Genomic DNA, 11,879 nt, shown 5'->3' with positions numbered 1-11,879 from the left:
CGCCGGGTGTCGTCAGCTCGGGCGCTGCATCTTGCAGGTCGTCGAGGTCTCGGTGGCCGGCCCGTCGATCTTCGCGTCGGTCTTCCAGCCGAGGCCCGTATGCTCGGTGTCGTACTTGACGCCCTTCACGAAGGTCGAGATGAAGAGCGGCTGGGCAAGCTGGTGGTCGTCGGCGCGCATGGTGACCGGGCCCATGGCGGTCTGATAGGTCATGCCTTCCAGCGCCTTTGCAACGGCAACCGGCTCGTCGCTCTTCGCCTGGTTCATCGCTTCCTGAAGCATGCCGAGCATGGTCCGGATACGACCATAGTAGAAGTCGAGGTCATACTTCTGCAGGAACGCGACATAGGCGTCCTCCAGGACCTTGCCCTGATCCGACGGGGTCTCGACCGGCAGGTTGGCATGCCATTCGGTGACCTGCTTCACCTTGCCTTCGCCGGCCGCGCCGATCGCGACCGGCGTGCCCAGACCACCGCCGTAATAGGTGTAGTACTGAACATCCAGCCCTGCCGACGCGCTGGCCTTGACCAGCAGCGAAAGATCGGCGCCCCAGTTGCCGGTGATCACGGTATCGGCGCCCGAAGCCTTGATCTTCGAGATATAGGGCGAGAAGTCCTTCACCTTGCCGACCGGGTGCAGGTCGTCACCGACGACCTCGATGTCGGGACGCTTCTCGTTCAGGAGCTTGCGGGCGATTTTCGACACGGACTGGCCGTGCGAATAGTCCATATTGATCAGGTAGACCTTTTTGACTGCCGGCTGATCCTTGATGTAATTCGTGATGGCTTCCAGCTTCATGTCGCTGTTGGCGTCGAATCGGAAGTGCCAGAAGTTGCAGGCATCATTGGTCAGCGCCGGGTCGACCGCCGCATAATTCAAATAGAGCACGCGGTTGTCGGGGTTGCGCTCATTGTGCTTGGCGACCGCCTCGCTCAACGCCGCGCCGACATGGCTGCCGTTGCCCTGGGTGATGAAATGGGCGCCCTGATCGATCGCGCTCTTCAGCGCCACCAGGCTGTCCTTCGGGCTCGACTTGTTGTCGATCGCAATCAGCTCAAGCTTCTTGCCGTTGAAGCCACCATTGGCGTTGAAATAGTCGATGAAGTACGAGAAGTGCTTCGCACCGGCGTCACCGACATTCGCGAACGGCCCCGACAGCGGGTCGATATACGCGATCTTGATGGTGTCCTCGGCGTAAGCGGCACCGGCCATGCCGAAAGCGGCCACAGCAAGCGCGATCGCGCTGGTCATGGCGGTCAGAGTGGTCTTGGGCGTCAACGCAGCCTCCCTTGGCATCCTACGTCGTTGCGTAGCGGCACGTCTGCTGACGGGGACACGGGCGCCCTCCCGGGGGCGCGCGCCGCCATCGGCGGTGCCTGTTCCTGACGGGTGCCCGTCCCTGGCGGACCGGCGCCCGAACCGGCCATTAAGCGGCCGGGATGTTCTTGGCGATGCAGCCTCCCTGGGGCCTTGCACCACAATTGCTTATAACCTAATCGATCCCGGGGATCAAAAACAGCGAAATATCATTTCGCAGTGCAGAATTCAGACCAAATTCTTTGAAAACCCGTCGATACGTCCATATAATTTCAGGTGGATAAACAATATTTAAAATCCACTAAAAGGCGCAATGAAAGAGGAGACCTTAAACTCATGCGCGTTATCAGCGGAGCCGAAGAGCTGAAGTCTGCCGTGGGATCCGAGCTGGGGGTCAGTGACTGGATTCTGGTCGATCAGGACCGGATCAACAAGTTTGCCGAGGCGACCGGTGATTTCCAGTGGATTCATCTGGATGTCGAGCGTGCCGCCCGTGAAACCCCGTGGAAATCCACCATCGCCCATGGCTATCTGACCCTGTCGCTGGTCCCGATGATCATGGCCGGTATCTGGAAGATCGACGGTGTTGCCTCCTCGATCAACTACGGCTCCAACAAGGTCCGCTTCACGGCGCCGGTTCCGGCGGGCAGCCGCGTGCGCGGCCGCGGTGTCCTGAAGGCGGTTGACGAGCAGGGCCCCGGCTCGCTGCGTCTGACCGTGGAGATCACGGTGGAACGGGAGGGCCAGGAGCGGCCGGTCTGCGTCGCCGAAACCCTGTCGATCGTGAACTTCGCCTGATCGGCCACCCCCGGTCCGCAACGGCGGGCCGGGGGTGTTCCTGCCCGGTCAGACCGTGGGCAGGGTGTAGTCGCGGAAGGTCTGGCGCAACTGCGCCTTCAGCACCTTGCCGGTACCGCTATGGGGCAGTTCGTCGACCAGCACCATGTCGTCTGGCAGCCAGAGCTTGGCCACGCGGCTCGACAGCCAGGACAGGATTTCGTCCTTCGACGGCGTCTCGCCCGGCTTCGGCACCACGATCAGCAGCGGCCGTTCATCCCATTTCGGATGGCTGACGCCGATCACCGCGGCCTCTGCCACTTTGGGGTGGCCCATCACCGCATTTTCGAGGTCGATGGAGCTGATCCACTCGCCGCCCGACTTGATCACGTCCTTCGCCCGGTCGACGATGCGCATATAGCCGTCGGGATCGATGGTCGCGACGTCGCCGGTGCGGAACCAGCCTTCGTCGTCGAAGGCCGAGGCGTTGGCATCGGCGTTCTCGTAATAGCCGTTGGTGATCCAGGGGCCGGCGACCAGCAGTTCGCCGAAGGCCTTGCCGTCATGGGGCAGGCGGTTGCCCATCGGGTCGACGATCTTCATGTCGACCATGCAGATCATCCGGCCCTGAGAGGTCTTGAGCAGCCAGCGCTCTTCGGCCGGCTTCGCCTCGTCCGCCAGCTTCAGCGTTCCGACCGTGCCGATCGGGCTCATCTCGGTCATGCCCCAGGCATGGGCCACCGGCACGCCGAATTCTTCCTCGAAGGTCCGGATCATGGCGAGCGGCGCCGCCGAGCCGCCGATGATCAGCTGCTTCAGCATGTCGAGACGCTTGCCCGACTGGCGGAGGTAATTGATCAGGTTCAGCCAGACCGTGGGCACGCCCGCGGTGATCGTGACCTTCTCGGCCTCGAACATCTCGTGCAGGCCTTCGCCGTCCAGACGCGGGCCGGGCATCACCAGCTTGGCGCCGAACATGGCGCAGGCATAGGGAATGCCCCAGGCGTTCACATGGAACAGCGGCACCACCGGCAGCACGCATTCGCGGCCCGAGATGCCGACGCCTTCCGCCGAACCCGCTGCCATGGCATGGAGCACCGTGGAGCGGTGGCTGTACATCACGCCCTTGGGCTTGCCGGTCGTGCCCGAGGTGTAGCAGAGCGACGATGCCGTGCGTTCGTCCAGCTCCGGCCAGTCATAGCTTTCGGGCTGGGCCTCGATCAGCTCTTCATAGCAGAGCGTCTCGAAACCGGCGGGAGCCTCGGGCATATGCGCCCGATCAGTCATGACCACCACGGCCTGCAGCCTGGGCAGCTGGCCCGCCAGCCGGGCGACCAGCGGCACGAAAGTGGGGTCGACGAACAGAACCTTGTCCTCGGCGTGGTTGAGGATGTAGGCCATCTGGTCGGCGGCGAGGCGCGGGTTGATGGTGTGGCAGACTGCCCCCATCCCCGAAATCGCGAAGTACAGCTCGAAATGCCGGTGGTTGTTCCAGGCCAGCGTGGCGACGCGGTCGCCGGGCGTCACCCCCAGTGATGCCAGGGCATGGGCCAGTTTCTGCACCCGGGCATAGGCATCGCCATAGCCGTAGCGGTGGATGGTGCCTTCGCAATTGCGCGACACGATCTCTGTCGTGGCGTGGCAGCGGGCTGCATATTGCAGCAGCGCGATGATGGACAGCGGCCTGTCCATCATCTGCCCCAGAAGCGGCAGAGGACGGGACATGATACGGATATTCCTCCCTAGCAGCAGCACGGCCGGCACCGCTTCGCACACCCCCGGCGTGCGGCGCCGTTTATCGTTGAACGCCGGCTCTTGATCGGCCGGTCGCCGTTATCGTGGCTGGTCTTGCGCGACAGGTCAAACGTTTGTCTCACGCATTTGCATCCCCTCCGCACAAATCTCTGCGGGCCGTGCGATGGCATGTTGGCGAACCGGTTGCGGCAACAGGCTCAGCGGTCGATCAGCCCCCGGGCGAGGTCGGCGAGCGGTGCCCGGTCACCCGTCCAGCTGCGGTCGACGCCGAGTGGCGTGACCGAGACATGGCGATCGCGCAGCGCCTGGATGTCGCAATCTTCCGTCCGGTCCAGACCTGCCCGGTCGAAGCGCAGCCAGAGATCGGTGTCGCCATGGTGGTCGACGGTGGATTCGATCCGGATGCCGCCGATCATGCCGCGGCCCTGGCGGGTCAGCCGGGCGCCGCGAACCTCGTCGGCGGCGCAGTCGGGGAAGTTCAGGCTGAGCGTCACATCTGCGGGCCAGCCGGCCTCGATCAGGCGGCGGAGCATGTCCGGGGCAAGCGCTCGCGGTGTGTCCCAGGGAATGAAGGCCGGGTCGCGGAAGGTCTGGCTGAGGGCGATGGCCGGAATGCCCATCAGCTGGGCGGTGGTCGCCGCACCCACGGTTCCCGAATAGATCACCTCTTCGGCCAGATTGGCGCCCCGATTGATGCCTGAAAGCACCAGATCGGGCTTTGCCTCGGGCATCAGGTAAGACAGGGCCACGGCCACGCAGTCGGCCGGCGTGCCGTCGACCTTGTAGCGCCGCGGGCCGAGTGCATGCACCCGCAACGGCCGGCGGATGGTGAGCGCGGTAGAGCCGCCGCTGCTGTCGCGGCTGGGGGCGACCACCCAGACCTCGGGCGCCAGCTCGCGCGCAATCTGCTCCAGCACCGCCAGGCCCTCGCCGTCGATGCCGTCGTCATTGGTCAGCAGGATGCGGGCGGGCATCCGGCGTGTGGCTGCGGTCGCAGGGGTCATCGTCGGCGGCATCCTCAGGCAGATCGAGACGGGTGGAGATGATGTCTCGTTCAAACGAACGTTTGACGTAGGCGATGAAACCGGAAACACTGCCCGAGATCAAGCGGGAAGGGGCCGCAGCGAGACCGGCCCCACCGGCGGCGCATTTCAGCGGAGGAGGCCCCGGACATGGGCGGACGGCTTTCGGAGAAGGTGGTTCTGATTACGGGGGCCGCCGGCGGCCTGGGCCGGGCGATGGCCCATCTGTTCGCGGCCGAGGGTGCCCGGCTGATCCTGACCGATATGGGGGCCGACCGGCTGGAGGCGCTGAAGGCGGAGCTGGCGGCCGGCGGCCATGACCGGGTGATGGTCGCGGAGCAGGACGTCACCGACGAAGCCCGCTGGGAAGAGGTGGTCGATGCCGGTGTCGCCGAATTCGGCCGGCTGGACGTGCTGATCAACAATGCCGGCATCGGCTATATGGCCGATCTGGAAGAGACCACGCTTGCCGAGTGGAAGCGCGTCCATGCGGTGAATTCCGAAGGCCCCTTCCTCGGTACCCGCAAGGCGATCAAGGTGATGAAGACCACGGGTGGTGGCTCGATCGTCAACATCTCGTCGATCGCCGGCCTGATCGGCGCGGTCAATCTTGCCGCTTATTGCTCCAGCAAGGGGGCCGTGCGCCTGTTCACGAAGGCGGCGGCATTGCATTGCGCCCGGCGCGGCTACAACATCCGGGTGAACTCCATCCATCCGTCCTTCACCGAGACCCCGATGGTGCGTGACATGATCACCGCTGCGCGCAACCCGGACAAGATGGAGGCGGCGCTTTCCACCGCGGCACCGATGGGGCGCATGGGGCGGCCTGAAGAGGTCGCCTATGCAGCGCTGTACCTCGCCAGCGACGAGAGCAGCTTCGTGACCGGCACCGAGCTTGCGGTCGACGGCGGCAACACCGCCGCCTGATCGCCGCCCATCCAGCCGGCCCGCCAGAGAGGCCGGACCATGACAGATCCTGAGGGAGGTTCCCGACCCATGACCAATCCGATGTTCGACCTGACCGGCAAGGTCGCGGTCATCACCGGCTCCACCCGCGGCATCGGCAAGTCGATCGCCGAGCAGATGGCGGCGGCCGGCGCGAAGGTGGTGATCTCAAGCCGCAAGCCCGAGCCCTGCGCCGAGGTGCGTGCGGAACTGGTGGCCAGGGGCGCCGAGGCGATCGACGTTCCCTGCAACATCAGCAGCAAGGATGATTGCGAGAACCTGATCGCCGAGACCCGCAAGGCCTTCGGCCGGGTCGACATCCTGGTCGGCAATGCCGCCAGCAATCCCTATTACGGCCCGGCGGCGGAGATGCCCGACGAGGCCTTCGTCAAGATCATGTCGAACAACGTGCTCTCCAATCTCTGGCTCTGCAATCAGGTGGTGCCCGAGATGAAAGAGCGCCGCGACGGCGCGATCGTGCTGATCTCGTCGATCGCCGCCATCCGCGGCACGCCGGTGCTGGGCGCCTATGCGGCGTCGAAGGCGGCCGAGGCGCAGATGGTGCGCAACCTCGCGATCGAATACGGGCCGCACAACATCCGCATCAACGCCATCGCCCCGGGCCTGATCAAGACCGATTTCGCCCGCGCATTGTGGGAAAATCCCAAGATGCGCGAGAAGGTCGAGAAGTCGGCGCCCCTCCACCGGATCGGTGAGCCTGACGACATCGGCGGCGCCGCCGTGTTCCTGGCCTCGAACGCCGCCCGCTTCATCACCGGCCAGCTGCTGGTGATCGATGGTGGCGTCACCGTCGGCGATACGCTCTGAGCCGGCAGACCTGTCCGAGACCGGCCGGGCCGGGACAATGAAACGGAAGGGCGGGCCGCAGGGCCGGCCCTTCCGTTTCGTCATGTCCGGCCGAGGCCGCCTGCATCCACCACTGAACCTCCGGAGATCCTGCGCCACATGTCCGGCCCCAATCTCGTTCCGGTCCGCGAGGCCCATCGCCTCGACGAGGCGGCGCTTTCGGCTTATCTGGCCGACCGTCTGCCCGATTTCGACCCCGCCGACCTCGAGATCCTGCAATTCGAGGGCGGGCAGTCGAACCCGACCTATATGCTGAAGAGCGCGGGGCGCCGCTATGTGCTGCGCAAGAAGCCCCCGGGCAAGCTGCTGCCCTCGGCGCATATGGTGGAGCGGGAATACCGCTTCATCGCAGGGCTCGCCGACACCGATGTCCCGGTCGCGCCGGCGCGGCTGCTTTGCGAAGAGGCAGGGATCATCGGCACGGCCTTCTATGTCATGGACTATGTCGAAGGCCGGGTGCTGACCGATCCGACCCTGCCCGGGCTTGGCCCCGACGAGCGCCGCGCCACCTATGACGAGCTCAACCGGGTGATGGCGGCGCTGCACAGCGTCGACTTTACGGCGGCGGGTCTGGCCGACATGGGCAAGGCCACCGACTACATGGCCCGCCAGATCGGACGCTGGTCGAAGCAGTACGAGGCGACCAAAACCCACGAGATCCCGGCGATGGATCAGCTGATCGCCTGGCTGCCGGCCAATATCCCGGCCGATGACAGCGTGTCGATCGCCCATGGCGACTATCGCATCGCCAATGTGATCTACCATCCGACCGAGCCGAAGATCCTGGCCGTGCTGGATTGGGAACTGGCGACGATCGGCCATCCCCTGGCCGATTTCGCCTACAACGCCATGTTCTACAGCCTGCCCGCGGGCGACGAGGGCTTCCCCGGCCTCGGCGGGATCGACCTCGAACCGCTGGGCGTGCCGACCGAAGAGGAATACGTCGCCGCCTATTGCCGCCGCACCGGCCGCGACGGCATCGACAACTGGCCGTTCTACAAGGCCTTCGCCATGTTCCGCCTGGCCGCCATCCTTCAGGGTGTCTATCACCGCGGCATCACCGGCAATGCCAGCTCCGAACGCGCCAAGGTGGTCGGTGCCCGCGCCTCGCTGCTCGCCGAACTGGGCTGGCAGCAGGTGTCGTAACCGAACCGGCTGTCGCCTACGGAAAACGGCCGCCCGGAAGCTCCGGGCGGCCGTTTGTCGTCGGATGATCGACCGATCGATCGACCGGCCGGGCCGTGCTCAGACCGGCTTGGGCATGCCGGCGATATAGCCGACGCCGCCGCTGCGGCGGTTGCGGTAGTTGGCGTCGATCAGCGGTGCGACCTCGGCCTTCACCTTGTCGTGCAGCCCCTTGCCCCAGTCGCCCGGGTGCTGGAAGTTGCTCATGATGTAGGCGAAGCCGTTGACGTCGTCGACCGCCTGCAGACCGGTCGACTCGGCGCCGGCCGGGCAGGAGAGCAGCCGCGACAGCCGGCCGGTGTCGACCTCATAGGCCCACAGGAAGTTGTTGACGTGGGTGCCGCTGTCCTCGCCGATGAACAGGGTGCGCAGCCGCTCCGAGAACTTCACGTTGTCGGGGTTGGCGATCAGCTCGGCATCGGCGGTGTTGCCGATGGCGTCCGGCTCCGCCAGGTCACGGCCGACCAGGGCGGGCACGGCCGAGAAGTGCACCGGCACCCAGTCGCTGTCGATGGCAGCGCCGGCGGCGTCCTTGCGACCGCCTTCCATCGGCAGCTGATAGACCGCGCCGGCATCGATCTTGTCGACCTTGATGCCGCTCTTGCCGTCGCTCATCGACTTGTAGATGTAGGACACGGCCATATAGGCGGTCTTGTCCTTCGCGTTGACCGTCACGCCTTCCAGCTTGCTCAGCGCCAGCGTGGCACCCTGCAGCGGCGCCCAGCGATGGGTTTCGAGGAAGGCCGCCGCCTTCTCCATCCCCGGCTTGAAACGCACCCACTGCGCCTTGCCGTTGAAGCCGATCCGGGTGAACGAGGCATCCTTCGGATCCTCCTTCGCCACCTCGACGATGTCGGCGGCGGTGAGCGTGTCGGCCAGCTTGCGGATCTCGTCGCTGGTCGCGTGGCCGAGCTTCACCCAGGTCAGGTCGAACGAGCCGCCCTTGTCGATGTCGACGCCCGGGCGCTGTTCCAGCTTCGCCGCATAAAGCGTGCCGGCCGAAAGATCGGCGGGCTTGTCGGCGATGAACATGAACAGGCCGCCATTGGTGGTGTCGTCACCCATCAGCACGGTGCGCTGGTCGGGCATCACCTGCACCAGCTCGTGCGAGATGCGGCCCATGCAGTAGTGCTTGGTGATGGTGCCGGTGCCGTCGGCGTTCACCTTTACCTCGGGCATATGGCCGTAGTGATAGGGGTTGGCCTTGTCCGGATCGCCGAACAGGTTCTGGCTGAAGGCGCGGAACTGCTCGTCGGTCTTGGCGAAGGGCGCGTCGGGCTCGTATTCTTCGCTCGACAGATGGGTGTTCCAGGGCGACAGGCTGGCGCCGCAGGTGATCCACAGGCCGTGCACCGGGCTGGTGTCGACGGTGTGGTACTGCACGAGCTTCAGCGCGCCGGTTGCCGGATCCTGGTCCAGCGTCAGCACCGCGATCGGCGAGGGCAGGCGGCCATACATGTCGTTGTCGGCGGCATCACGGGTGGCGTATTCGAACTGCACCACCGCGAACACGGTGTTGCCCTTCACGCCCGCGACCTTCGCCTCCATCGGCATCAGCATGTTGCAGCCATCGGGGCAGTCGGAGAAGAACTGCACCGGCTTCTCGCCCGAGGCATCCATGATCGGCTTGCCGTTGATGTCGACATAGCCGCCGGCCACCACCTTGCCGCCCTTGCCGTCCGGCACCTGATCGCCGGTGATGAACAGGGGCTCGTAGCCCAGCGCGAAGGTCTGGGTCTTGCCGTCGGCATAGGTCACCACCATGGACGAGCCGACCGTGGTGGTCGCCTGTGCCGCCGCGGTCTTGGGCGCAGCCATGGCGACGAATTCCACCGACCTGGGCGCCGCGGCGGCGCCACCGGTGGCGGCAAAAGCGGTGCGGCCGAAGGCGGTCGCCGCGGAACCGGCGGCAAGCCCCGCCACGGGCAGAAGCGGCATGCCCGCCAGCAGGCGGAGAACCGTACGGCGCGAAGCCTCGGGCAGAGTGGACATGGACAGATCTCCGAACATCCGGGACATGGTCGGTCGTGGGGCCGGCCGGGCGCAGATCCTATTCCTGGTATGTTACGGTTCTGGTGCCATGCGTAAGGTGGATGGATGACGGCGCACGACCTGTCAGGGGTGGCGACGTCTGGCGTGCTTGACCGCCAGGATCTCAACGATCCCGGTCTCCTTGATAATCCGATACAGCACGAGATAATTCCGGTGCACCACCAGTTCCCGGTACGCGCCATAGCGTCCGGGCCGGCCTAAATGAGGATGAGCCGAGAGCCTGTCGGTCTGTTGCCGGATCATGGCGCCGAAGGCTTCGGCATGGAGGGGGCTGTCTTGCGCGATATGGCGGATAACGGCGATAAGGTCGGCTCTGGCGCGCGGACGCCAGACGATGTCGAACGCCGGCCGCATTACCGGGGCGGCTGCCTGCCCGCTCTGGCAAAGACCTGATGGAGTTCTCTGTCCATGTCTGCCATCACCTCGTCATGCGGCAGACTGGGGGTGGGGTCGGCCAGGGCCGCATCGATTTCGGACAACAGCCAGTGGCCATAGGCCTCAGGGGTCTCTTCGCGCGTATGCGGTTTCCATCGGCGGGCATCGAAGTGGCCGATGGTGATGCCCATCTCGTGAAGCAAGGCCAGGGCGGTGGTCGGATCGTCGAAGCGGCGTATGTCGGCGCGCCCGGCCGTGGTCAGCAGACCTGCGCCGCTGCGCGTCGTGATCTCGATCAGAAAGTCGCCGCCATCACCCTTGAGCGTGACGTCAGACACCGCACCGGCATCATATGCGGCCTGCAATTCTTCAGCCGTCATGCCGCGCATCTCAGTCTCCGCCAGAGGATTGCCCGACCATGAATCTGGCCGCCGCCGGGGGGGTTCGCAATATCTGCCAGGCATTTTTCGCGACACCGATGAACAGGATCAGCTTGAGGCCGAACGCAAAGGCGTCAGGCCGCCCGGCTCTGCCATCCGCCACGCTCTTCCATCACCACATCCATCCGGCCTCCGCCGGCCGTCTCTGCCGCGAAGGCCGACAGCCGCTCGGTCAGGCGTGGTGTGTTCTCTTCGCCGGCATGTTCGGTGAAGATCAGCTTCAGGACCCGTTCGGCGAGCGGATCGATGTTGCTCTCACCCCGTTCCCATCGACCGACGGTCTGCTTGTCGCGGCCAAGCAGCCGGGCGAGCTCTTCCTGCGACCAGCCGAGTTCGACCCTCAGAAACCTGAGTTCGGCACCGCTCAGCCCGCCTGGCCTGCGAACCAGGGCAAGACCGATCGCCCGATGCAGGCGGTCGATGTCGTGGATGGCGAGCGTCTCGCCATAGGGTGTCTCGCGCAGGGTGTAGCCGTTTACGAGATAGACGTTGTCCAGCCCGCATTCGGTATAGTGATAAAGATCATCGATCATCACGGCTCACGCACCGCACGGGGTGCGACCCTATCTGTTCACGCACCTGCAAAAGGTGCGATTGCCGCTATTGCGGCGTCATCAACGCTCCTCGAAGGTCGTTACGATGATCAATCCTTCAAGATTGATCGCGACGACCACGCAGATGTTGTCGCCTGCACCTCGCCCAGACACCCGGTAGCTCGGATCTCCATGGATTGACATGAAGCCGTCGTCGACTACAACGCCGGTCCGAAGGGCGCTCACGACCTGCCGGTCGGTGATTTGTCGCTCTTTCATCCTCTCGCGGACGTGGCGCGTGAAGTGAATTCGAGATGAGTCCAGCGCGTCTTGCCGGATGATGGTCGTGGCCTGGGATCTGGACAGCAGGTTCATCCGCGTTCTCTGGATATCAATATGATACTTTTTGATTGTCGGTCAATGGCAGATTCGTGGTGGGGCAGGATGGGTCGCGAGGGAGGATTGCCACTATGGACTGCTACTCAAGTGATGGATTTGAGGAAGAAATGGAGGCGTGCGGCAAGTGCATAGTCAGTGGGATCGTGCGCGATTAGCGCGTAGATGATTGTGTTTTTCGAAACAGGCCGCGACACGCGAAAACCCCCCGTCCG

At 64.8% G+C, this 11,879-nt stretch carries 12 protein-coding genes; 4 read left to right on the top strand and 8 right to left on the bottom strand.

Annotated elements, in window-relative coordinates:
• Positions 1–12: 12 nt before the first annotated feature.
• Positions 13–1,278: a branched-chain amino acid ABC transporter substrate-binding protein gene (locus tag P7L68_RS22835; RefSeq protein ID WP_372001951.1), complete on the bottom strand. Its 1,266-nt coding sequence runs from the start codon at positions 1,276–1,278 to the stop codon at positions 13–15.
• A gap of 375 nt (positions 1,279–1,653) precedes the next feature.
• On the opposite strand from P7L68_RS22835, the gene P7L68_RS22830 reads away from it, so the two are divergent.
• A complete protein-coding gene (locus P7L68_RS22830) occupies positions 1,654–2,115 on the top strand; it encodes a MaoC family dehydratase (RefSeq protein ID WP_372001949.1) in 462 nt (153 codons plus the stop codon).
• 48 nt (positions 2,116–2,163) lie between these two features.
• On the opposite strand, the gene P7L68_RS22825 is transcribed toward P7L68_RS22830, so the two are convergent.
• On the bottom strand, positions 2,164–3,819 hold the full coding sequence (locus tag P7L68_RS22825; protein ID WP_372001947.1) for a 3-(methylthio)propionyl-CoA ligase: 1,656 nt from the start codon (positions 3,817–3,819) through the stop codon (positions 2,164–2,166).
• A gap of 227 nt (positions 3,820–4,046) precedes the next feature.
• Positions 4,047–4,853 (bottom strand): 5'/3'-nucleotidase SurE, encoded by an 807-nt coding sequence (surE, locus tag P7L68_RS22820; RefSeq protein ID WP_372001945.1) that lies wholly within the window; start codon positions 4,851–4,853, stop codon positions 4,047–4,049.
• A gap of 168 nt (positions 4,854–5,021) precedes the next feature.
• Here surE and P7L68_RS22815 point away from each other — a divergent pair, with 168 nt between their 5' ends.
• The 3 genes from P7L68_RS22815 (at position 5,022) to P7L68_RS22805 (ending at position 7,829) form a co-directional block, all read left to right on the top strand.
• A complete protein-coding gene (locus P7L68_RS22815; protein WP_372001943.1) occupies positions 5,022–5,798 on the top strand; it encodes a glucose 1-dehydrogenase in 777 nt (258 codons plus the stop codon).
• A gap of 69 nt (positions 5,799–5,867) precedes the next feature.
• The gene (locus P7L68_RS22810) at positions 5,868–6,644 is read left to right on the top strand and encodes an SDR family NAD(P)-dependent oxidoreductase (protein ID WP_372001941.1); all 777 of its coding nucleotides are present in this window, start codon (positions 5,868–5,870) and stop codon (positions 6,642–6,644) included.
• Positions 6,645–6,782: 138 nt separating this feature from the next.
• Complete coding sequence (locus P7L68_RS22805) at positions 6,783–7,829, top strand: phosphotransferase (protein ID WP_372001939.1); 1,047 nt, start codon at positions 6,783–6,785, stop codon at positions 7,827–7,829.
• 99 nt (positions 7,830–7,928) lie between these two features.
• Here P7L68_RS22805 and P7L68_RS22800 read toward each other — a convergent pair whose 3' ends face one another.
• From P7L68_RS22800 to P7L68_RS22780, 5 genes are all read right to left on the bottom strand, one after another.
• Entirely contained in the window at positions 7,929–9,860 is a 1,932-nt protein-coding gene (locus P7L68_RS22800; RefSeq protein ID WP_372001937.1) for a PhoX family phosphatase, read from the bottom strand.
• 123 nt (positions 9,861–9,983) lie between these two features.
• Entirely contained in the window at positions 9,984–10,274 is a 291-nt protein-coding gene (locus P7L68_RS22795) for a type II toxin-antitoxin system RelE/ParE family toxin (protein WP_372001935.1), read from the bottom strand.
• On the bottom strand, positions 10,274–10,684 hold the full coding sequence (locus P7L68_RS22790; RefSeq protein ID WP_372001934.1) for a hypothetical protein: 411 nt from the start codon (positions 10,682–10,684) through the stop codon (positions 10,274–10,276). Before P7L68_RS22790 ends, P7L68_RS22795 begins: the two co-directional genes overlap by 1 nt.
• A gap of 125 nt (positions 10,685–10,809) precedes the next feature.
• Positions 10,810–11,268 (bottom strand): helix-turn-helix domain-containing protein, encoded by a 459-nt coding sequence (locus P7L68_RS22785; protein WP_372001932.1) that lies wholly within the window; start codon positions 11,266–11,268, stop codon positions 10,810–10,812.
• An 81-nt stretch (positions 11,269–11,349) separates the two neighbouring features.
• Entirely contained in the window at positions 11,350–11,643 is a 294-nt protein-coding gene (locus P7L68_RS22780) for a DUF4258 domain-containing protein (protein WP_296707991.1), read from the bottom strand.
• Between the last annotated feature and the right edge of the window lie 236 nt (positions 11,644–11,879).

Source organism: Tistrella mobilis (assembly GCF_041468085.1).
Taxonomy (GTDB): Bacteria; Pseudomonadota; Alphaproteobacteria; order Tistrellales; family Tistrellaceae; genus Tistrella; species Tistrella mobilis_A.
Note: the sequence above shows the minus strand (reverse complement) of the source record. Positions and strands in the feature narration are given on the sequence as shown.

Excerpts from the sequence above, each read along its gene's own strand:
- P7L68_RS22810 (WP_372001941.1), top strand. The coding sequence starts at position 5,868 with ATGACCAATCCGATGTTCGACCTGACCGGCAAGGTCGCGGTCATCACC.
- surE (WP_372001945.1), bottom strand. The coding sequence starts at position 4,853 with ATGACCCCTGCGACCGCAGCCACACGCCGGATGCCCGCCCGCATCCTG.
- P7L68_RS22795 (WP_372001935.1), bottom strand. The coding sequence starts at position 10,274 with ATGCGGCCGGCGTTCGACATCGTCTGGCGTCCGCGCGCCAGAGCCGAC.
- P7L68_RS22825 (WP_372001947.1), bottom strand. The coding sequence starts at position 3,819 with ATGTCCCGTCCTCTGCCGCTTCTGGGGCAGATGATGGACAGGCCGCTG.
- P7L68_RS22800 (WP_372001937.1), bottom strand. The coding sequence starts at position 9,860 with ATGTCCACTCTGCCCGAGGCTTCGCGCCGTACGGTTCTCCGCCTGCTG.
- P7L68_RS22830 (WP_372001949.1), top strand. The coding sequence starts at position 1,654 with ATGCGCGTTATCAGCGGAGCCGAAGAGCTGAAGTCTGCCGTGGGATCC.
- P7L68_RS22785 (WP_372001932.1), bottom strand. The coding sequence starts at position 11,268 with ATGATCGATGATCTTTATCACTATACCGAATGCGGGCTGGACAACGTC.
- P7L68_RS22805 (WP_372001939.1), top strand. The coding sequence starts at position 6,783 with ATGTCCGGCCCCAATCTCGTTCCGGTCCGCGAGGCCCATCGCCTCGAC.
- P7L68_RS22780 (WP_296707991.1), bottom strand. The coding sequence starts at position 11,643 with ATGAACCTGCTGTCCAGATCCCAGGCCACGACCATCATCCGGCAAGAC.
- P7L68_RS22790 (WP_372001934.1), bottom strand. The coding sequence starts at position 10,684 with ATGCGCGGCATGACGGCTGAAGAATTGCAGGCCGCATATGATGCCGGT.
- P7L68_RS22815 (WP_372001943.1), top strand. The coding sequence starts at position 5,022 with ATGGGCGGACGGCTTTCGGAGAAGGTGGTTCTGATTACGGGGGCCGCC.